Origin of the sequence: Paraburkholderia phymatum, assembly GCF_038900715.1 — a bacterium.
Taxonomy (GTDB): domain Bacteria; phylum Pseudomonadota; class Gammaproteobacteria; order Burkholderiales; family Burkholderiaceae; genus Paraburkholderia; species Paraburkholderia phymatum_A.
Window position 1 is genome coordinate 34,871 of the sequence record NZ_JAYMRZ010000018.1, and the last position, 19,503, is coordinate 54,373.

The following is a 19,503-nucleotide window of genomic DNA, read 5'->3' on the forward strand; positions in this document are numbered from 1 at the left end:
CCGCTAGTGAATTCGCCTAGCGATCGACTTCACCGAACACGATGTCTTGCGTGCCGATGATCGTCACGGCGTCGGCGATCATGTGACCGCGCGCCATTTCGTCGAGCGCGGACAGGTGCGCATAGCCCGGCGCGCGAATCTTCAGGCGATACGGCTTGTTCGCGCCATCCGACACCAGATAGATGCCGAACTCGCCCTTCGGATGCTCGACGGCCGCGTACGCTTCGCCTTCCGGCACGTGGAAGCCTTCCGTGAAGAGCTTGAAGTGGTGAATCAGCTCTTCCATGTTCGACTTCATGCCGACGCGCGACGGCGGCGCGACCTTGTGATTGTCCGTCATCACAGGGCCGGGATTCTTGCGCAGCCATTCAATGCACTGTTTCACGATGCGCGTGGATTGACGCATTTCTTCGACGCGCACCAGATAGCGGTCGTAGCAATCGCCGTTCACGCCGACGGGGATGTCGAAGTCCATCTGGTCATACACTTCGTACGGCTGCTTCTTGCGCAGATCCCACTCGATGCCCGAGCCGCGCAGCATCGCGCCCGTCAGGCCCAGCTGCAACGCGCGCTCCGGCGTCACGACACCGATGCCCACCAGACGCTGCTTCCAGATGCGGTTGTCGGTGAGCAGCGTTTCGTACTCGTCGACGTACTTCGGGAAGCGGTTGAAGAAGTCTTCGATGAAGTCGAGCAGCGAGCCCTGGCGGTTCTCGTTCAGCTTCGACAATGCCTTTGCATTGCGAATCTTCGATGCCTTGTATTGCGGCATCGCGTCCGGCAGATCGCGATAGACACCGCCCGGACGATAGTACGCAGCGTGCATCCGTGCGCCGGACACCGCCTCATACACGTCCATCAGGTCTTCGCGCTCGCGGAACGCGTAGAGGAACACCGCCATCGCGCCGACGTCGAGCGCGTGCGCGCCGATCCACATCAGGTGGTTCAGCACGCGCGTGACTTCGTCGAACAGCACGCGGATGTACTTTGCGCGAATGGGAACGTCGATGCCGAGCAGCTTTTCGATCGCGAGCACATAGCCGTGCTCGTTGACCATCATCGACACGTAGTCGAGACGGTCCATGTACGGCACCGACTGGATGAACGTCTTGTTCTCCGCGAGCTTTTCCGTCGCGCGGTGCAGGAGGCCGATGTGCGGATCGGCGCGCTGGATCACTTCGCCGTCGAGTTCGAGCACGAGGCGCAGCACGCCGTGCGCTGCCGGGTGCTGCGGACCGAAGTTGAGCGTGTAGTTCTTGATCTCTGCCATGACGTTCTCTTAGTGTTTCAGGCCGCCATAGTGATCCTCGCGGATCACGCGCGGCGTGATTTCCCGAGGCTCGATCGTCACCGGCTGATAGACGACGCGCTTCTCTTCCGGGTCGTAGCGCATTTCGACGTAGCCGGAAACCGGGAAATCCTTGCGGAACGGATGACCGATGAAACCGTAATCGGTCAGGATGCGGCGCAGGTCAGGATGACCCTCGAAGACGATGCCGTACAGGTCGAATGCTTCGCGCTCGTACCAGTTGGCCGAATTCCAGATCTCGACGACCGACGGAACGAGAGGCACATCGTCGTTCGGCGCGAACACGCGCACGCGCAGACGCCAGTTGTTCGAGATGGACAGCAGATGCAGGACGGCGGCAAAACGCGGACCTTCGTAAGCGCCTTCACCGTAAGTTTGATAGTCGACACCACACAGGTCGATCAGTTGCTCGAAGTGCAGCGTCGCGTCATCGCGCAGACGCTTTGCCACTTCGAGGTAATCGCCCGCTTTCACGACGATGGTCAGCTCACCGACAGATTCGGTGATGCTCGTCAGGCGGCCGCCAAGGGCCGCCTCGAGGTTCGCTTTGAGGGTCTCGAGTTTGCTTGCCATATTGTGGGGGAGGCTCTGGCCTTATTGACGGGCGATGGTATTGGTGCGGCGGATCTTCGCCTGCAACTGGATCACGCCGTACACCAGCGCTTCAGCCGTGGGCGGGCAGCCCGGCACATACACATCGACGGGGACGATACGGTCGCAGCCACGCACCACCGAATACGAGTAGTGATAGTAGCCACCGCCGTTCGCGCACGAACCCATCGAGATCACCCAGCGCGGCTCGGCCATCTGGTCGTAGACCTTGCGCAGCGCAGGCGCCATCTTGTTGCACAGCGTGCCGGCGACGATCATCACATCCGACTGACGCGGACTCGGACGAAACACTACACCGAAACGGTCGAGGTCATAACGGGCGGCGCCCGCATGCATCATCTCGACAGCACAACACGCGAGACCGAACGTCATCGGCCACAGTGAACCGGTACGCGTCCAGTTGATCAGCTTGTCAGCCGTGGTGGTGACAAACCCTTCCTTCAAGACCCCTTCGATACTCATTTGCTTTCCACTCCAGACGGGCGGCGAGCCATCGCCACCCATGCAAACCGGCGATTAACCCGTCATTCCCAATCAAGGCCACCTTTCTTCCAGATATAGGCGAAGCCCAACAGGAATTCGAGCAGAAAAATCATCATCGAGATGAAGCCGGGCCAGCCGATATCGCGCAGGGCGACTCCCCACGGAAACAGGAACGCCGTTTCAAGGTCGAAAATGATGAAGAGAATGGCAACCAGGTAGTAGCGCACATCGAATTTCATGCGCGCATCTTCGAATGCTTCGAAGCCGCACTCGTACGGTGCGTTCTTTTCGGTATCCGGCCGATTCGGACCGAGGATCTTGCCGATACTGACCAGTGCTACGCCTAAACCGGTGCCCACGAGGAGGAACAACAATACGGGGAAATAGGCTGCGAGGTTCAAAGCTATCCTCAATCGGTTGGTTCTGAGTGACGTCAGGAGACGCAGACTAGTTTGAACAACCCCTGACGCGAAACACTTCGGGATGCTTGATGTCGAAAGCCCACAGCAAACACCACCCTGGAAGTGAAAATGCCAGCCGAAGCTGAAGCAAGCGGCTGGCATTAGATAACATTGGTGCCGACGGCGAGACTCGAACTCGCACAGCTTTCGCCACTACCCCCTCAAGATAGCGTGTCTACCAATTTCACCACGTCGGCACTGTCTGCAATCCGGGATAACAACTTGTAAAACCCGCGAATCGCTTCAAGAGTTGAATTGTAACCCGCTTAAGCAGTTTGTTCAACGCACAAACGCGTTTTCTTCGAAAATTTATTTCGGCACATCTTGGCCTGGCGCAGAAGCTGCAGATGCAGCGACTGCAGCCGATGCATTAGCCGGTGCGGACGCAGCAGGAGCGACCGAGGCAGCCACAGGAGCCGATGCCGGAGCGCTACCGAGCACGCCTGCCGAAGGTTTCGAATGATACGCGCCGATGTACGTCAGTGCCAACGTGGTGGCGAAGAACACTGCCGCCAGTATCGCAGTCGTACGTGACAGAAAATTAGCAGAGCCCGTCGCGCCGAAGAGACTGCCCGATGCGCCACTGCCGAAGGCCGCGCCCATGTCCGCGCCCTTGCCGTGTTGCAACAGCACGAGGCCGATGACGCCAAGCGCCGACAGCAACTGCACGACAATGATCAACGTTTTCAAATACAGCATCACACTCACCTGAGTCTTTATTTAATCGCGCAACAACAGATGCTGCGCGCAATGGGTCATCCTCGCCCGGGCACTCTGTCTTGTCGTGTCAGCGCGCGGCGGTCGCCGCGACGGCTGCACTGCAGATTGCCAGGAAATCCTTGTCTTTCAGCGATGCGCCGCCGATCAGACCGCCGTCGATATCCGGCTGGCTGAACAGCTCTTCCGCGTTCTCCGGTTTCACGCTGCCGCCGTACAGCAGCGACACGCTACCGACATCTTCGCCCTTCGCCACGAGACGCGCGCGAAGGAACGCATGAACATCCTGCGCCTGTTGCGCCGTCGCGCTCTTGCCGGTGCCGATGGCCCACACGGGCTCATATGCAACGACGATGCGAGCCGAATCTTCCACCGACAGCTTCGCGAGCACCGCATCGAGTTGCGCGCCTACGATCTGCTCCGTCTTGCCCGACTCGCGCTCTTCGAGCGTTTCGCCGACGCAGACGATCGGCGTCAAGCCTGCTTCGAGCGCGCGTTGCGCTTTGACAGCGACCGTCTCGGCGCTTTCGCGGTGATACGCACGACGCTCGGAGTGTCCAACGATCGCGAACGATGTGCCAAATTCAGCAGCCATTTCGGCCGCGACCTCGCCGGTGTAGGCGCCCTGCGTGTGCGCGGACACATCCTGCACGCCCCACGCGACGCGGCCGCCTTCCAGCAGCGACTGCGCTTGCGTCAGATAGGGACACGGCACGCATACGCCGACTCGCACATCGTCCGGAAGATCGTTCGCGCCGTGTGATACCGCTTGCAGCAGCACGCGGTTGTCGGCAAGCCGACCGTGCATCTTCCAGTTACCGACTACCAGTTTTGCTCGTTGTTTCGCCATCGTCTCGCTCGTTTTATCGTGGTGCGGGTCCTGGACGCCTCCGCTTCGTCAGCGTCCCCAGCTCTCTGGTGCCCGCGGTCCGCCTGCAAAATTCATGCAGAACGCGCAAAACACACGATTTTACTGTGTGCTGACAGACCGGGTCAAACTCAATTAAATGGGCGCTGTCAAGCACCCGCGCCCCAATTCAGCACGATCTTGCCGACGTGCAGGCTGCTTTCCATCAGCTCGTGCGCCTGCGCCGCTTGAGCAGCGGGGAACACCTTGTAGATCACTGGCTTGATCGTGCCGTCTTCGAGATGCGGCCACACGCGCTCCTTCAGTTGCGCGGCGATCTTCGCCTTGAATTCGACGGGACGCGGACGCAGCGTCGAGCCCGTCACCGTCAGACGACGGCGAAGAATGTCGTTCAGGTTCACTTCGGCCTTCGCGCCGCCGAGCAGCGCGATGATCACGAGACGGCCGCCGTCGGCGAGCGCCTTCAGTTCGCGCGGCACGTAGCTGCCCGCCACCATGTCGAGGATCACGTCGACGCCGCGGTCATTCGTGAGCGACTTGATCACTTCGACGAAATCTTCCGTCTTGTAGTTGATCGCACGTTCCGCGCCAAGCGCCTCGCATGCACGGCACTTTTCGTCCGTGCCGGCCGTCGCGAACACACGAAAGCCGAGTGCATGCGCGATCTGGATCGCCGTCACGCCGATGCCGCTCGAGCCGCCCTGCACGAGGAACGTTTCGTTCTCGCCGCCTTCGCCTTTGCCGAGCAACGCACGGTCAAAAACATTGCTCCAGACGGTGAAGAAGGTCTCGGGCAAAGCCGCCGCTTCGACATCGGAGAAACCCTTCGGCACGGGCAGGCACTGCAGCAGCGGCACGGTCGCGTATTCCGCGTAACCGCCGCCCGCCATCAGCGCGCACACGCGATCGCCGATCTTGAGACCGAACGGATTGCGTTTCTCGTCGATATTTCCGCCGACGATTTCGCCCGCCACTTCCAGCCCTGGCAGATCCGACGCGCCAGGCGGCGGCGCATAGCCGCCCTTGCGCTGGAACACGTCCGGACGATTCACGCCCGACGCGGACACTTTGATCAGCACTTCACCCGCTTTCGGCTCTGGCATCGGTCGCTCGGCGAGCTTCAAGACTTCCGGCGCACCGAATTCGGTGATTTCGATTGCGTTCATCGTCGTCTCTCCCAAGGTCTGGATAGCGCTGCAAACCGGCCGCGAAAACCGGTTCGCACTGCAATCCACCCTACATGAAAAACGGCCGGCGCGCTCTTGCGCTACCGGCCGTCCTGCTTTCACTGCGTTACTGCTGCGGCGTCGGTTCCGTCTGCGCCGCTTCATTCAGCAGCGCCTTCGCCGACAGACGCACACGACCCTTTTCGTCCGTCTGGATGACCTTGACCTTCACTTGCTGGCCTTCCTTCAGGTAGTCGTTGATGTCCTTGATGCGCTCGTTGGCGATTTCGGAAATGTGCAGCAGACCATCCTTGCCCGGCAGCAGGTTCACGATCGCGCCGAAGTCCAGCAGCTTGAGCACCGTGCCCTCGTAGATCTGGCCCACTTCGACTTCGGCCGTGATGTTCTCGATGCGCTTCTTCGCTTCGGCCATGCCTTCGCTGCTCGTGCTCGCGATCGTGACGACGCCGTCGTCCGAGATGTCGATCGTCGTGCCCGTTTCTTCCGTCAGCGCACGGATCACCGAACCGCCCTTGCCGATCACGTCGCGGATCTTTTCCGGATTGATCTTGATGGTGATCATGCGCGGTGCGAATTCGGACAGTTGCGTGTTCGCACCCGAAACAGCCGCCGTCATCTTGCCGAGGATATGCATGCGGCCTTCCTTCGCTTGCGCGAGCGCGACCTGCATGATTTCCTTCGTGATGCCCTGGATCTTGATGTCCATCTGCAGTGCCGTCACGCCGTCAGCCGTGCCCGCCACCTTGAAGTCCATGTCGCCGAGGTGATCTTCGTCGCCGAGGATGTCCGTCAGCACAGCAAACTTGTTGCCTTCGAGGATCAGGCCCATCGCGATGCCCGCGACGTGCGCCTTCATCGGCACGCCGGCGTCCATCAGTGCGAGGCAGCCGCCGCACACCGATGCCATCGACGACGAACCGTTCGACTCGGTGATTTCCGACACGACGCGGATCGAGTAGCCGAATTCGTCCGCGGTCGGCAGGCACGCGATCAGCGCGCGCTTCGCGAGACGGCCGTGGCCGATTTCACGACGCTTCGGCGAGCCGACGCGGCCCGTTTCGCCCGTCGCGAACGGCGGCATGTTGTAGTGGAGCATGAAGCGATCGCGGTACTCGCCTTCGAGCGCGTCGATGATCTGCTCATCGCCCTTCGTGCCGAGCGTCGCGACGACGAGCGCCTGCGTCTCGCCACGCGTGAACAGCGCCGAACCGTGCGTGCGCGGCAGCACACCCGTGCGGATTTCGATCGGGCGAACGGTGCGCGTGTCGCGGCCGTCGATACGCGGCTCGCCGTTCAGGATCTGCGAACGGACGATCTTCGCTTCGATGTCGAACAGCACGTTGCCGACGGCTGCCTTGTCGGCTGCCACGGTGCCCGCCGCTGCTGCTTCTTCTTCCAGCTTGACCTGCGTCGCTGCGTAGATTTCCTTCAGGCGGGTCGAGCGAGCCTGCTTGTCGCGCGTCTGATAGGCCGCGGCCAGATCGGCGTAAGCGATCTCATTGACGCGCGAGATCAGCACTTCGTTCTTCGGCGCCGGCTGCCAGTCCCACTCAGGCTTGCCGCCTTCGCGAACGAGTTCGTGAATCGCGTCGATGGCCGTTTGCATCTGCTCGTGACCGAACACGACGGCGCCCAGCATCACGTCTTCCGGCAGTTGATCCGCTTCGGATTCGACCATCAGCACCGCGCGCTCCGTACCGGCGACGACCAGATCGAGGCGCGATTCCTTGCTTTGCGTACGCGTCGGGTTCAGCACGTATTCGTTATTGACGTACGCGACGCGCGCAGCACCGACGGGACCGTTGAACGGCAGGCCCGACACGGCGAGCGCAGCCGACGCGCCGATCAGCGCGGGGATGTCGGCGGGGACTTCAGGGTTGATCGACATCACGTGCACGACGACCTGCACTTCGTTGTAGAAGCCTTCCGGGAACAGCGGACGCAGCGGCCGGTCGATCAGGCGCGAAATCAGCGTTTCGCCTTCCGACGGACGGCCTTCGCGGCGGAAGAAGCCGCCCGGAATCTTGCCCGCTGAGTAGGTCTTTTCGATGTAGTCGACGGTCAGCGGGAAGAAGTCCTGGCCCGGCTTCGCCGTCTTCGCGCCGACGACGGTCGCCAGCACGACGGTGTCTTCGATGTCGACGAGCACGGCACCGCCCGCCTGGCGAGCGATCTCACCCGTTTCCATGCGAACGGTGTGCTGGCCCCACTTGAACTCTTTGACGACCTTGTTAAACATAGACATTTGTCCTCCTTGATCTTTTGGTCATGCCGCGCAATACAGCGCACGGCACCGTCAGGACCGAAGCCTTTCGGGTAGAGGAGTGTTATGCCATTCCAGAGAATCGCGTGGATGCGCTCACTTGCACGCGAACCGCTGGAATGACACAGCGCCCTACCCTCGAGCCCGGCTTTGTTTCGTTTTGCCCGCGACGCAACCAGCGCGCCAGACGGGTGATTCGGCGGCAAACCTCACACGAAGCGTACCGTCGAAAAACAAAATGCCTGCATCAGCGGAACTGACACAGGCATCTTGCTGACAGAAAGTCCGATGCGTCCGATTACTTACGCAGACCCAGCTTCTCGATCAGAGCGCGGTAACGGTCAGCGTCCTTGCCCTTCAGGTAGTCGAGCAGCTTGCGACGACGGCTCACCATGCGCAGCAGACCGCGGCGGCTGTGATGATCCTTCGTGTGGGCCTTGAAGTGAACCGTCAGTTCGTTGATGCGCGTCGTGAGCAGCGCGACCTGAACTTCGGGGGAGCCGGTGTCGTTTGTGCCACGTGCGAATTGCGCGACGACGTCGGATTTCTTGATTTCAGCTACGGACATGTTGATTTCCTTTGAATCAAACAGGCGGTCACGGAAGAAGGGCCGTGCCGTGGGGTTACAACGAAACGAGTCGCGTATTGTATCACAGCAGGATCATCCGGCGAAGCCCGCCGTCTCGGGGCGTACTTCGGGCCCGGGGCCGAGCGCCGTTTTGCGGTCGGTTTTTGGGGGCGCCTCGAGGGTCATTCGCGGCTCATGCAACGCCCATTCACGGCTCATGCAAGCCGATTCATGGCTCACGGCCGCTTCATCCGGCAAGTCGTGGCCGGCACGGTGCGCTCGGGCGGCAATGCCAGCACCGTCCGGAAGCCGTAATGCGAGCCCTCGTTGTCGAACTGGACACCCGGCGTGCCCGCCTTGTCCATCTCCATCACGTAAAGGGGCTGGATCAGTTGATGATCGTCGGCGCGCATCCACGACGGATGGAAGCCGTTGTCGTATTTCATGCCTTCCAGCGCCTTCGCGACCTTGTCGGGCTGCGCGCTGGCCGCCCGGTTCATCGCCGCCGCCAGCATTTCGATCATCAGCGGCATGCGCAGCACCGGGTAGTCGTCCTGCGCAGCCGGGAAACGCTGACGGAACGACGCATACCACGCATCCGATGCCGCGCCGCCCGCGTTCGGGTGCCAGTCGGCGACGGCGACCACGCGCTTCACGCCCGCATCGCCGAGCGCGGCCGGCGCGCCGAGGCTGTTGCCATAGAACGTGTAGAACTTCGTGTCGACGCTCTGTTCGCGCGCCGCCTTGACGAGCAGCGTCAGATCGTTGCCCCAGTTACCCGTGATCACGGCGTCGGCGCCGCTCGCGCGAATCTTCGCGATGTACGGCGCGAAATCCTTCACGCGGCCGATCGGATGAAACTCGTCGCCGACCAGGGCGACATCCGGCCGCTTCGACGCAAGCGCCGCGCGCGCCAGCGTGCTCACGTCATGCCCGAAGCTGTAGTCCTGATTCAGCAGATAGACCTTCTTCACCGACTTGTCGCGCTGGATCACATCGGCGAGCGCGTCCATCCGCATGCCCGCGTGCGCGTCGAAGCGAAAGTGCCAGAAGCTGCAGTTCGCGTTCGTGAGCGCCGGATCGTCGGCGGAATAGTTGAGGAACAGTTCGCGATTGTCCGGCTCGCGCGTATTCTGCTTGTCGATCGCGGCGAGCAGCGCCGCCGCCACCGCCGAGCTGTTGCCTTGCGCGATAAAGCCGATGTGCCTGTCGGCGGCCGCGCGCAGTTGCACGAGCGCTTCTTCCGCGCTGCCCTTGCTGTCGAGCACGACGAGTTCGAGAGGATGCGCGCCGTCCGCGAGCTTCACGCCGCCGCGCGCGTTGACCGTCTCGACACCGAAACGCAAATTGCGCTCGACGGCCGCGCCCGCGTTCGCAAACGGACCGGACATGCCTTCGATCATCGCGATACGGATCGGCACTCGCGACGGCGCGTTCTGCGCATACGCGCTCGCTGCCGGCCACACTGCGATCGCCGCGATTGCTCCGATTGCACCCATTGCCAGCGTCATCGCCGCCACTGCCGCTTTCGTCGATTTTGTTTTCATCAGCGCGTCTCATCTGTCGATCGAAGCGCGGATCATAGGACGCCGCGCCGCCCACGAGCAAGCGAATATGCGTCTCGCCCAGCGCACGGTCCGAAAATCTTTTGGTCCGACGCGTGTCAAAATATCGGGTCCGAAATGATCTTGCATGGGACGGGACAAAGCGCCTGAGGGCCGGCTCCCGTCGACGGCACAACAATAATCAACTATCGAACGCCATCGGAGGTGTCATGTTCAACCGCCTTTCATCCGTCGCGCCGACGATGCCAGGCTTGCGCACGGCGCGCGGCGCGCTGGCTGTCCTCGTTTGCGCGGGCGTCGTCACGCTCGCGGGCTGCGCGCAGCCCTGGCAGAACTATCAGGAGGGCGCGGACGCGTCGACGATCGTCGCCCGCCTCGGGCCGCCGCGCGAAGTTTACGATCTGCCGAACGGCGGCAAGCGCCTGATGTGGCCGACGCAGCCGATGGGCGAAACGACGACGGCCGCCGACGTCGATGCGTCCGGCAAGATCGTGAACGTGCGTCAGGTGCTGCAGCCGAACGAGTTCTATCGCGCGGAAATCGGCAAATGGACACGCGATGACGTGCTGGTCAACTTCGGGCGTCCCGTCGAAACGAACTATTTCCCGCTGATGAAGCGCGAGGTGTGGACGTATCGCTATCAGGAGGACAACGTCTGGTACATGATGTACAGCTTCTATTTCGACGACCAGGGCATCCTGCGCCTGACGCAGAAGACGCCCGATCCGCTGCACGATCCGGATCGACGCAGCTTCTTCTGAAGCCGCCGCCCGTCAGCGCCAGTAACGAAAAAAGCCGCCCATCGAGGCGGCTTTTTCATGGAACGCGCAGCCGATAAAAACCCCGCCGCAGCGGGGTTTTTCGATGCAACCGAACGTAATGAACGCGGCGTCAGATTTCCGCGCGCTGCGGATTCAGCTTGTCGTGGCCCGCGTATAAACGGTTGAGCGCCGAGATATACGCCTTCGCCGATGCAGCGACGATATCCGGGTCGGTACCCACGCCGTTCACGATGCGCCCGGCCTTCGACAGACGCACGGTCACTTCACCTTGCGCCTGCGTGCCCGTCGTGATCGCGTTGACGGAGTACAGCAGCAGTTCCGAACCGCTGCCCACCTCGGTTTCGATCGCGTTCAGCGTCGCGTCGACGGGACCGTTGCCGTTCGCCTCGCCGACCACTTCCTTGCCTGCGACTGAGAACACGATCCGCGCATGCGGCCGCTCGCCCGTCTCCGAATGCTGCGACAGCGACACGAACTTGTAATGCTCCTTCTCCTGCGCTTCCGCCGATTCTTCTGCGACGATCGCGATGATGTCCTCGTCGAAGATTTCGGCCTTGCGGTCCGCCAGTTCCTTGAAGCGCTGGAATGCGAGGTTCAGTTCGCCTTCGCTGTCGAGCGTGATGCCGAGTTCCTGCAGACGCTGCTTGAACGCATTGCGCCCCGACAACTTGCCGAGCACGATCTTGTTCGCCGTCCAGCCCACGTCTTCGGCACGCATGATTTCGTACGTATCGCGCGCCTTCAGCACGCCGTCCTGGTGGATGCCCGACGCGTGCGCAAACGCGTTGGCGCCGACCACGGCCTTGTTCGGCTGCACGACAAAACCCGTGATCTGCGAGACGAGCTTCGACGCCGGCACGATCTGCGTCGTGTCGATGCCGAGGTCGAGGCCGAAGTAGTCCTTGCGGGTCTTCACGGCCATCACGATTTCTTCGAGCGACGTATTGCCCGCGCGCTCGCCGAGACCGTTGACCGTGCACTCCACCTGACGCGCGCCGCCGATCTGCACGCCCGCCAGCGAGTTCGCGACGGCCATGCCGAGGTCGTTGTGACAGTGCACCGAGAAGATCGCTTTGTCGGAGTTCGGAATGCGCTCGCGCAGCGTCTTCACGAGATTGCCGTACAGCTCCGGCACGCCGTAGCCGACGGTATCGGCGATGTTGATCGTCGTCGCGCCTTCCGCGATCACGGCTTCAAGCACGCGGCACAGGAAGTCCATGTCCGAGCGGCTGCCGTCTTCCGGCGAGAACTCCACGTCGTTCGTGAACTTGCGCGCGAAACGCACGGCCAGCTTCGCCTGCTCGAGCACCTGCTCGGGCGACATGCGCAGCTTCTTCTCCATGTGCAGCGCGGACGTCGCGATGAACGTGTGGATGCGGAAGTGATCGGCGGGCTTGAGCGCATCGGCGGCACGCTGGATGTCCTTGTCGTTCGCGCGCGCGAGCGAGCAGACCGTGCTGTCCTTGACCATGCCGGCGATCGTGTGGATCGCGTCGAAATCGCCGTTCGAGCTGGCGGCAAAGCCCGCCTCGATCACGTCGACTTTCATCCGCTCCAGTTGCTTCGCGATGCGGATTTTTTCTTCCTTCGTCATCGACGCACCGGGCGATTGCTCGCCGTCGCGCAACGTCGTGTCGAAAATGATGAGCTTGTCTGCCATCTCAGGTCTCCAGGGGGATTCGGTTGGTTTGAATCAGGAAAACGGAATTCGAGTGTTTGCGCCACCACCGCAGGCGACGCTAAACAACGAACGAGGCAAACGGAGGGCGAAAACGATCAGCGCGGCAGGCGCGCTAGAGCTAGCGAGCGTAGTAGCTTGCCGGCTTGAAGAGACAGGAAGGGGAACTTGGAAAGTGCCATGCCAGCGACTATAGCGGCAATCCCGAAAACGCGCAATTGACGCTAACCAGGGCGGCCATAGCATTTGCCAGCGGATTTGCCAGCGCCCAGCGATCCACACAATCGCATTGCGAAGGTGAATCGGCAACATCGCGCGGGTGAATCGGCGACCTTTCGAAAGTGAGTCGGCGGCACAAACGGGCAAGACGAACTGGCGGCACGGAGCGGCAAGAAAAAACGGCAGCCCGCAGGCTGCCGTTCCGTTTCCGTTTCATTACGCCGCGTGTGAGCGCCGTCAGTTCGGACGCTGCGACGAGCGCGCTGGATTGCCCATTCCGCGCATCGCGCGATATGCCCAGAACACGTAGCCCGAAAAGCCGTACAGCACGAACAGGCCGAACAGCATCAGCGGCGGATCGGACGACACCAGCACGAACGCGACCACCACCAGCAGGATCGCCGCGAACGGCACGCGATGGCGCACGTCGAGCGCCTTGCCGCTGTAGAACGGCGCGTTCGACACCATCGTGACGCCCGCGTAGATGGTCAGCGCGAACGCGACCCACGGCAGCCACACGAGCTTGAGCGGCACGCGGTTGTCGGTGGCGAGCCACACGAAGCCCGCGATCAGCGCCGCCGCGGCCGGGCTCGGCATGCCCTGGAAGAAGCGCTTGTCGACGACGCCGATGTTCGTGTTGAAGCGCGCGAGACGCAGCGCCGCGCCCGAGCAGTAGACGAACGCCGCAAGCCAGCCCCAGCGGCCGAGGTCCTTGAGAATCCACTCGTACATCACGAGCGCCGGCGCGACGCCGAACGACACCATGTCCGACAGGCTGTCGAACTGCTCGCCGAATGCGCTTTGGGTATGCGTCATGCGCGCGACGCGGCCGTCCATGCCGTCGAGCACCATCGCGACGAAAATCGCGATTGCCGCGACTTCGAAGCGCACGTTCATTGCCTGCACGACAGCGAAGAAGCCGCAGAAGAGCGCAGCCGTCGTGAACGCGTTCGGCAGCAGATAGATGCCGCGCTTGCGCAGAAATTGCTGGCGCGCGGCGCGCCGGCTGTCGATCACGGCGGATTCCGCGACGACGGGCGGCTTGTTGCGCCGGAACGGACGCGGCTGCGGCGCACCGCTGCTGCGAGGACGACGCGGTTTGAATGCGGCCATCGAACTCTCCCTGTGCCGCTTATAGCTCAGCCAGAATCGTGGACGACGCGGACACCTTCTCGCCGATCGACACACGCGGACGGCTGCCCATCGGCAGATACACGTCGACGCGCGAACCGAAGCGGATGAAGCCATAGCGCTGGCCGCGCGTCAGCGGCTCGCCCGCCCGCACGTAGCAGAGAATGCGCCGCGCGATCAGGCCGGCGATCTGCACCGACGTCACAGTCGCGCCGCTCGCGGTTTCGATGACAATCGCGTTACGTTCGTTTTCCGTCGAGGCTTTATCGACAGCGGCATTCAGATACGCGCCCGGAAAGTACTCGACCTTCGAGATCGCGCCATCGACGGGCGAACGCTGCGAGTGAACGTTGAACACGTTCATGAACACGCTGATCTTCAGCGCTTCGCGGTTCGCATACGGATCGTGCGCGGTTTCGACGGCGACGATGCGGCCATCGGCCGGGCACAGCACCGCGTTCGCCTGGGTCGGAATGGGGCGGGCGGGATCGCGGAAAAACTGCACGACGAAGATGACCAACAGCCAGAAAATCCAGGCAATGCCGAACCCTGCGACGAAATGGATCAACAACGCAACGACGACCGCGACGGCGATGAACGGCCAGCCTTCGCGCGCGATGATCGGATGGGGGTAATTCATAGGTGGGTTCAGTCTTTTGGAAAACCGTAGGATAGCAAAAGCCGTCCAGGGTTCAGCACACCTGGACGGCTTTTTGACGCTTCCGGCGCATTTCGTGCGCCGGAGTGCGAAAAACAGGCAGATTAGTTCTTCGACTGATCGACCAGCTTGTTCTTCGCGATCCACGGCATCATCGCGCGCAGCTTCGAGCCGACCTGCTCGATCTGGTGCTCGGCCGTGATGCGGCGACGCGACTGCAGCGTCGGCGCGCCCGCGCGGTTTTCGATGATGAAGCTCTTCGCGTACTCGCCCGTCTGGATGTCCTTCAGGACTTCCTTCATCACCTTCTTCGTATCTTCCGTGATGATGCGCGGACCCGTCACGTACTCGCCATATTCGGCGTTGTTCGAGATCGAGTAGTTCATGTTCGCGATGCCGCCTTCGTAGATCAGATCGACGATCAGCTTCAGTTCGTGCAGGCACTCGAAGTACGCCATTTCCGGCGCGTAGCCCGCTTCGACCAGCGTTTCGAAGCCGGCCTTGATCAGGTCGACGGTGCCGCCGCACAGCACGGCTTGCTCGCCGAACAGGTCGGTTTCCGTCTCTTCGCGGAAGTTCGTTTCGATGATGCCGGCACGGCCGCCGCCGTTCGCCGCTGCATACGACAGCGCGATATCGCGCGCCGCGCCCGACTTGTCCTGCGCGACGGCGATCAGGTGCGGCACGCCGCCGCCGTTCTGGTACGTGTTGCGCACCGTGTGGCCCGGCGCCTTCGGCGCGATCATGATGACGTCGAGATCCGCGCGCGGGATCACCTGGCCGTAATGCACGTTGAAGCCGTGCGCGAACGCGAGCGCCGCGCCCTGCTTGATGTTCGCGGCGACTTCCTTCGCGTACACCTCGGCGATCTGCTCGTCGGGCAGCAGCATCATCACGACGTCCGCGCCCTTCACGGCTTCCGCCACTTCCTTCACCGCGAGGCCAGCGTTCTCAGCCTTGCTCCACGATGCGCCGCCCTTGCGCAGACCCACCGTGACGTTCACGCCGCTTTCCTTCAGGTTCAGCGCGTGAGCATGGCCTTGCGAGCCATAGCCGATGATGGTGACCTGCTTGCCTTTGATGAGGGAGAGGTCGGCGTCCTTGTCGTAGAAAACTTTCATGTCTGTTCCTTGGCGAAATTCAGAAAAATTCAAAGCTGCGTGTGTGTGTTGCCTGGGCCCGACGGATGACGCGACGCCGGGCCCGGATCGAACCGGCTTCTGTGGCTCGTCATCAAACCTTCAGGATACGCTCGCCGCGTCCGATGCCCGAACCGCCCGTGCGGACCGTTTCGAGAATCGCGGTGGCGTCGAGCCCTTCGATGAACGCGTCGAGCTTCTCGCTCGCGCCCGTCAGCTCGATCGTATAGGTCTTTTCGGTGACGTCGATGATGCGGCCGCGGAAAATATCCGACATCCGCTTCATCTCCTCACGTTCCTTGCCGACCGCCCTTACCTTGATCAGCATCAGCTCGCGCTCGATGTGGGCGCCCTCGGTCAGGTCGACCACTTTCACCACCTCGATCAGGCGGTTCAGATGCTTCGTGATCTGTTCGATCACGTCGTCCGAGCCAATGGAAACGATGGTCATGCGCGACAGCGAGCGGTCTTCCGTCGGTGCCACCGTCAAGGTTTCGATGTTGTAGCCGCGTGCGGAGAACAGGCCGACCACGCGCGACAGCGCGCCCGGTTCGTTTTCCAGCAGGACGGAAATGATGTGTCTCATGTTCGCTTCTTCCAGATGTCGATGCAGGCGATGCATGCCCTTATGCGATCTGGCGCCGCTCCATCCGCTCTCGCCTTTTGTGAAGACGCGCATGACGAAGCCGGCGCACAAACGCGCTCGTTATAGATCTTCCGACCCGAGGAGCATCTCCGTGATGCCCTTGCCGGCCTGAACCATCGGCCAGACGTTTTCGGTCGGATCGGTCTGGAAGTCGAGAAACACCGTGCGATCTTTCAGGCGCAGCGCTTCCTTCAGCGCCGGCTCGACATCCGCAGTCTTTTCGATGCGCATGCCGACGTGCCCGTACGCCTCGGCGAGCTTAACGAAATCGGGCAGCGCATCCATGTACGAATGCGAATAGCGCTTGCTGTATTCGATCTGCTGCCACTGGCGCACCATGCCCAGATAGCGGTTGTTCAGCGAAATGATCTTGACGGGCGTGTCGTACTGCTTGCAGGTCGACAGCTCCTGGATGCACATCTGGATCGAGCCTTCGCCCGTGATGCAGACGACGTCGTCGTCCGGATGCGCCATCTTGACGCCCATCGCCGCGGGCAGGCCGAAGCCCATCGTGCCGAGGCCGCCCGAGTTGATCCAGCGGCGCGGCTTGTTGAAGCGGTAGAACTGCGCGGCCCACATCTGATGCTGGCCCACGTCCGAGCACACGAACGCGTTGCCGTCCGTCAGCTCCCACAGCTTTTCGACCACGTATTGTGGCTTGATGATCTCGCTTGCGCGGTCGTACTTCAGGCAGTCTTTCGAGCGCCAGCCTTCGATGTCCTTCCACCACGCGGCGAGCGCTTCCGTGTCAGGGCCATGCTCGGCCGTCTGCAACTGCTCGATCAGTTCCTTCAGCACTTCCTTCACGTCGCCGACGATCGGGATGTCGACCTTCACGCGCTTCGAGATCGACGAAGGGTCAATGTCGATGTGAATGATCTTGCGCGGACGCGACGCGAAGTGAGCGGGGTCGCCGATCACGCGGTCGTCGAAGCGCGCGCCGATCGCGATCAGCACGTCGCAGTGCTGCATCGCCATGTTGGCTTCGTACGTGCCGTGCATGCCGAGCATGCCGAGAAATTTCTTGTCCGCGGCGCGATAGCCGCCGAGGCCCATCAGCGTATTCGTGACGGGATAGCCGAGCAGATCGGCGAACTGGTTCAGCTCGCGCGATGCGTCCGCGAGAATGATGCCGCCGCCCGTGTAGATGTACGGGCGCTTCGCCGACAGCAACAGCGCGACGGCCTTGCGGATCTGGCCCGAGTGGCCCTTCGTGACGGGGTTGTACGAGCGCAGCGACACGCTCTTCAACGGCTCGTACTGGCAAGGCGCCTTCGACACGTCCTTCGGAATGTCGATCAGCACGGGGCCGGGCCGGCCGGTACGGGCGATATAGAACGCTTTCTTGACGGTGGCGGCGAGATCGCGCACGTCCTTCACGAGGAAGTTGTGCTTCACGCAGGGACGCGTGATGCCGACCGTGTCGCACTCCTGAAACGCATCCTGGCCGATCGCGGCAGTCGGCACCTGGCCGCTGATGATCACCATCGGGATCGAGTCCATATAGGCCGTCGCGATGCCCGTCACCGCATTGGTGACGCCGGGGCCGGAGGTCACGAGGCACACGCCGACCTTGCCGGTCGAGCGCGAGTAGGCGTCGGCGGCGTGAACCGCGGCCTGCTCATGGCGCACGAGGATGTGCTGGAACTTGTCCTGCTTGTACAGCTCGTCGTAGATGTAGAGTACCGAGCCGCCGGGATAGCCCCAGACAAACTCGACGTCTTCGTCGGCCAGTGCCTTCATGAGCACGGTGGCGCCGATCGAGTCAGCTTCGTGAGGGGGTGTGGTATCCGACGTGGAGAATTCCGCGCTGGGCATATTCATCGTTCACCTTTCGAATTTTCGGCAAAAAATTGATCGGGTGCTCTCTGCCGGGCTTGTGGCTCGGGTTCAAGCGGCGCGTCCAGTTTGACAGGCGAGCTTCTTGGGCTCGACTCAAATGAGACAAGTCACTTATGTTGCGAACCGTAGACGATATCTACGATGCGTCCGGTGGTCAAGCAAATATTTCCATGATTGACGGCGGCTGCCCTTCCGTCGTCCACTTCTGACCGCTTTGCCCAAACTGCATGAACCGTGGACAAAGCTCGACCGAAGGCTGGATGCAAGCCGCACGGTTGCCGCGTTTTTTCCCGATTCGCGCGAAAGTTTGTTAGCATCCGCGAGTTTTACGACATTTTTCGACCGATTCCGCGCACACTCGCTGCGCCGACCCCCAACGGATGGCATCAGACAAGGAACTCGCCGATTTTCTGGCGGGCGTCGAAAGGCGCGCGTTCAAGCAGACGGTCTACGCCGTGCGGGACGATGACGCGTCGCTCGACATCGTGCAGGACGCGATGATCAAGCTCGCCGAAAAATACGGCGACCGCCCTGCCGCTGAGCTGCCGCTTTTATTTCAGCGTATTCTCCAGAATGCGACGCACGACTATTTCCGTCGGCAAAAAGTGCGCAACACCTGGGTGACGCTGTTCTCGTCGTTAGGCAATGCTGACGACGAGGACTTCGACCCACTGGAGACGTTCGAAAGCCAGGACGGCGCAACGGGCGCGGAAAGCAGCGAGCAGCAGCTCGAGCGCGAGCAGGTGCTGCAGTTGATCGACGACGAAATCCAAAAATTACCGGCACGTCAACGGGAGGCGTTTCTGATGCGTTACTGGGAAGATATGGATGTCGCTGAGACTGCTGCCGCGATGGGCTGCTCGGAAGGCAGTGTGAAAACCCACTGCTCGCGAGCCACGCACACGCTGGCGCACGCGCTCAAGGCCAAAGGAATCACGCTATGAGCTCCGCTCTCGAAATAAAAGAACTCGAGTTTGCGCGGCAGCTTCGCCGTGCGCTCGACGAAAACGCTGCCCGCATTCCGACCGCCACCACCGACCGGCTCGCCGCCGCGCGCAGTGCCGCGCTCGCTCGCAAGAAGCCCGAAGCCGTGCATGCGCCCGCCTTCGTGCCTGTCTTCGTCGGCGCAGGCACGCTTGCGGGCATGCCGCAACGGGAAGCATCGCGCCGCCTGCCGCGCCTGCGCAAGCTCGCGCTCGCGTGGCCGGTGCTGGCGCTCGTCATCGGCCTCGCGGGCATCGCGTGGTGGGAAGACCACCAGCGCACGGCCGAGCTCGCCGATATCGACGCCGCCATGCTGAGCGACGACCTGCCGCTCAATGCCTATCTCGATCACGGGTTCAACGCGTACCTGACGCGCAACCACTGACGGCGG

General features: G+C 62.0%; 19 protein-coding genes and 1 tRNA gene. 3 read left to right on the forward strand and 17 right to left on the reverse strand.

Annotated features, from left to right (window positions below; translation table 11 throughout):
• Positions 1-16 precede the first annotated feature (16 nt).
• The 11 genes from VSR68_RS28440 to VSR68_RS28490 form a co-directional block, all read right to left on the reverse strand.
• Entirely contained in the window at positions 17-1,270 is a 1,254-nt protein-coding gene (locus tag VSR68_RS28440) for an NADH-quinone oxidoreductase subunit D (protein ID WP_342943040.1), read from the reverse strand.
• A gap of 9 nt (positions 1,271-1,279) precedes the next feature.
• Positions 1,280-1,882: an NADH-quinone oxidoreductase subunit C gene (locus tag VSR68_RS28445; RefSeq protein WP_342943041.1), complete on the reverse strand. Its 603-nt coding sequence runs from the start codon at positions 1,880-1,882 to the stop codon at positions 1,280-1,282.
• 21 nt (positions 1,883-1,903) lie between these two features.
• A complete protein-coding gene (locus VSR68_RS28450; protein WP_006052903.1) occupies positions 1,904-2,383 on the reverse strand; it encodes a NuoB/complex I 20 kDa subunit family protein in 480 nt (159 codons plus the stop codon).
• Positions 2,384-2,445: 62 nt separating this feature from the next.
• Complete coding sequence (locus tag VSR68_RS28455; RefSeq protein ID WP_007588164.1) at positions 2,446-2,805, reverse strand: NADH-quinone oxidoreductase subunit A; 360 nt, start codon at positions 2,803-2,805, stop codon at positions 2,446-2,448.
• A 172-nt stretch (positions 2,806-2,977) separates the two neighbouring features.
• Positions 2,978-3,062 (reverse strand) — tRNA-Leu (locus VSR68_RS28460).
• Between the two features lie 112 nt (positions 3,063-3,174).
• A complete protein-coding gene (gene secG, locus VSR68_RS28465) occupies positions 3,175-3,564 on the reverse strand; it encodes a preprotein translocase subunit SecG (RefSeq protein ID WP_342943042.1) in 390 nt (129 codons plus the stop codon).
• A gap of 88 nt (positions 3,565-3,652) precedes the next feature.
• Positions 3,653-4,432 (reverse strand): triose-phosphate isomerase, encoded by a 780-nt coding sequence (gene tpiA / locus VSR68_RS28470; protein ID WP_342943043.1) that lies wholly within the window; start codon positions 4,430-4,432, stop codon positions 3,653-3,655.
• Positions 4,433-4,599: 167 nt separating this feature from the next.
• On the reverse strand, positions 4,600-5,616 hold the full coding sequence (locus VSR68_RS28475) for an NAD(P)H-quinone oxidoreductase (RefSeq protein WP_342943044.1): 1,017 nt from the start codon (positions 5,614-5,616) through the stop codon (positions 4,600-4,602).
• A gap of 127 nt (positions 5,617-5,743) precedes the next feature.
• Positions 5,744-7,882 carry a polyribonucleotide nucleotidyltransferase gene (pnp, locus tag VSR68_RS28480; RefSeq protein WP_342943045.1) on the reverse strand — a complete coding sequence of 713 codons (2,139 nt, stop codon included), beginning with the start codon at positions 7,880-7,882 and terminating at the stop codon, positions 5,744-5,746.
• Positions 7,883-8,198: 316 nt separating this feature from the next.
• The gene (gene rpsO, locus VSR68_RS28485; protein ID WP_087733293.1) at positions 8,199-8,468 is read right to left on the reverse strand and encodes a 30S ribosomal protein S15; all 270 of its coding nucleotides are present in this window, start codon (positions 8,466-8,468) and stop codon (positions 8,199-8,201) included.
• Positions 8,469-8,704: 236 nt separating this feature from the next.
• A complete protein-coding gene (locus tag VSR68_RS28490; RefSeq protein ID WP_342943046.1) occupies positions 8,705-10,015 on the reverse strand; it encodes a branched-chain amino acid ABC transporter substrate-binding protein in 1,311 nt (436 codons plus the stop codon).
• 260 nt (positions 10,016-10,275) lie between these two features.
• Here VSR68_RS28490 and VSR68_RS28495 point away from each other — a divergent pair, with 260 nt between their 5' ends.
• Positions 10,276-10,794: a hypothetical protein gene (locus VSR68_RS28495; RefSeq protein ID WP_428983602.1), complete on the forward strand. Its 519-nt coding sequence runs from the start codon at positions 10,276-10,278 to the stop codon at positions 10,792-10,794.
• A 130-nt stretch (positions 10,795-10,924) separates the two neighbouring features.
• On the opposite strand, the gene VSR68_RS28500 is transcribed toward VSR68_RS28495, so the two are convergent.
• From VSR68_RS28500 to VSR68_RS28525, 6 genes are all read right to left on the reverse strand, one after another.
• Positions 10,925-12,475 carry a 2-isopropylmalate synthase gene (locus VSR68_RS28500; RefSeq protein WP_342943048.1) on the reverse strand — a complete coding sequence of 517 codons (1,551 nt, stop codon included), beginning with the start codon at positions 12,473-12,475 and terminating at the stop codon, positions 10,925-10,927.
• 474 nt (positions 12,476-12,949) lie between these two features.
• Positions 12,950-13,825: a CDP-diacylglycerol--serine O-phosphatidyltransferase gene (pssA, locus tag VSR68_RS28505; RefSeq protein WP_152762421.1), complete on the reverse strand. Its 876-nt coding sequence runs from the start codon at positions 13,823-13,825 to the stop codon at positions 12,950-12,952.
• 19 nt (positions 13,826-13,844) lie between these two features.
• Entirely contained in the window at positions 13,845-14,483 is a 639-nt protein-coding gene (locus VSR68_RS28510) for a phosphatidylserine decarboxylase (protein ID WP_090864409.1), read from the reverse strand.
• A gap of 122 nt (positions 14,484-14,605) precedes the next feature.
• Complete coding sequence (gene ilvC, locus VSR68_RS28515; protein ID WP_342943049.1) at positions 14,606-15,622, reverse strand: ketol-acid reductoisomerase; 1,017 nt, start codon at positions 15,620-15,622, stop codon at positions 14,606-14,608.
• A gap of 112 nt (positions 15,623-15,734) precedes the next feature.
• A complete protein-coding gene (gene ilvN, locus VSR68_RS28520; RefSeq protein ID WP_007588180.1) occupies positions 15,735-16,226 on the reverse strand; it encodes an acetolactate synthase small subunit in 492 nt (163 codons plus the stop codon).
• A gap of 120 nt (positions 16,227-16,346) precedes the next feature.
• Positions 16,347-18,110 (reverse strand): acetolactate synthase 3 catalytic subunit, encoded by a 1,764-nt coding sequence (locus tag VSR68_RS28525; RefSeq protein WP_342943050.1) that lies wholly within the window; start codon positions 18,108-18,110, stop codon positions 16,347-16,349.
• 398 nt (positions 18,111-18,508) lie between these two features.
• Between VSR68_RS28525 and VSR68_RS28530 the strand changes: the two genes are divergently transcribed.
• On the forward strand, positions 18,509-19,072 hold the full coding sequence (locus tag VSR68_RS28530; protein WP_342936325.1) for an RNA polymerase sigma factor: 564 nt from the start codon (positions 18,509-18,511) through the stop codon (positions 19,070-19,072).
• Positions 19,069-19,497: a DUF3619 family protein gene (locus VSR68_RS28535; protein WP_342943051.1), complete on the forward strand. Its 429-nt coding sequence runs from the start codon at positions 19,069-19,071 to the stop codon at positions 19,495-19,497. Before VSR68_RS28530 ends, VSR68_RS28535 begins: the two co-directional genes overlap by 4 nt.
• Positions 19,498-19,503: the final 6 nt, after the last annotated feature.

Bases quoted from the DNA above. Each gene is read 5' to 3' on its own strand.
- VSR68_RS28440 (WP_342943040.1), bottom strand. From the start codon at position 1,270: ATGGCAGAGATCAAGAACTACACGCTCAACTTCGGTCCGCAGCACCCG.
- VSR68_RS28445 (WP_342943041.1), bottom strand. From the start codon at position 1,882: ATGGCAAGCAAACTCGAGACCCTCAAAGCGAACCTCGAGGCGGCCCTT.
- VSR68_RS28450 (WP_006052903.1), bottom strand. From the start codon at position 2,383: ATGAGTATCGAAGGGGTCTTGAAGGAAGGGTTTGTCACCACCACGGCT.
- secG (WP_342943042.1), bottom strand. From the start codon at position 3,564: ATGCTGTATTTGAAAACGTTGATCATTGTCGTGCAGTTGCTGTCGGCG.
- tpiA (WP_342943043.1), bottom strand. From the start codon at position 4,432: ATGGCGAAACAACGAGCAAAACTGGTAGTCGGTAACTGGAAGATGCAC.
- VSR68_RS28475 (WP_342943044.1), bottom strand. From the start codon at position 5,616: ATGAACGCAATCGAAATCACCGAATTCGGTGCGCCGGAAGTCTTGAAG.
- pnp (WP_342943045.1), bottom strand. From the start codon at position 7,882: ATGTCTATGTTTAACAAGGTCGTCAAAGAGTTCAAGTGGGGCCAGCAC.
- rpsO (WP_087733293.1), bottom strand. From the start codon at position 8,468: ATGTCCGTAGCTGAAATCAAGAAATCCGACGTCGTCGCGCAATTCGCA.
- VSR68_RS28490 (WP_342943046.1), bottom strand. From the start codon at position 10,015: ATGAAAACAAAATCGACGAAAGCGGCAGTGGCGGCGATGACGCTGGCA.
- VSR68_RS28495 (WP_428983602.1), top strand. From the start codon at position 10,276: ATGCCAGGCTTGCGCACGGCGCGCGGCGCGCTGGCTGTCCTCGTTTGC.
- VSR68_RS28500 (WP_342943048.1), bottom strand. From the start codon at position 12,475: ATGGCAGACAAGCTCATCATTTTCGACACGACGTTGCGCGACGGCGAG.
- pssA (WP_152762421.1), bottom strand. From the start codon at position 13,825: ATGGCCGCATTCAAACCGCGTCGTCCTCGCAGCAGCGGTGCGCCGCAG.
- VSR68_RS28510 (WP_090864409.1), bottom strand. From the start codon at position 14,483: ATGAATTACCCCCATCCGATCATCGCGCGCGAAGGCTGGCCGTTCATC.
- ilvC (WP_342943049.1), bottom strand. From the start codon at position 15,622: ATGAAAGTTTTCTACGACAAGGACGCCGACCTCTCCCTCATCAAAGGC.
- ilvN (WP_007588180.1), bottom strand. From the start codon at position 16,226: ATGAGACACATCATTTCCGTCCTGCTGGAAAACGAACCGGGCGCGCTG.
- VSR68_RS28525 (WP_342943050.1), bottom strand. From the start codon at position 18,110: ATGAATATGCCCAGCGCGGAATTCTCCACGTCGGATACCACACCCCCT.
- VSR68_RS28530 (WP_342936325.1), top strand. From the start codon at position 18,509: ATGGCATCAGACAAGGAACTCGCCGATTTTCTGGCGGGCGTCGAAAGG.
- VSR68_RS28535 (WP_342943051.1), top strand. From the start codon at position 19,069: ATGAGCTCCGCTCTCGAAATAAAAGAACTCGAGTTTGCGCGGCAGCTT.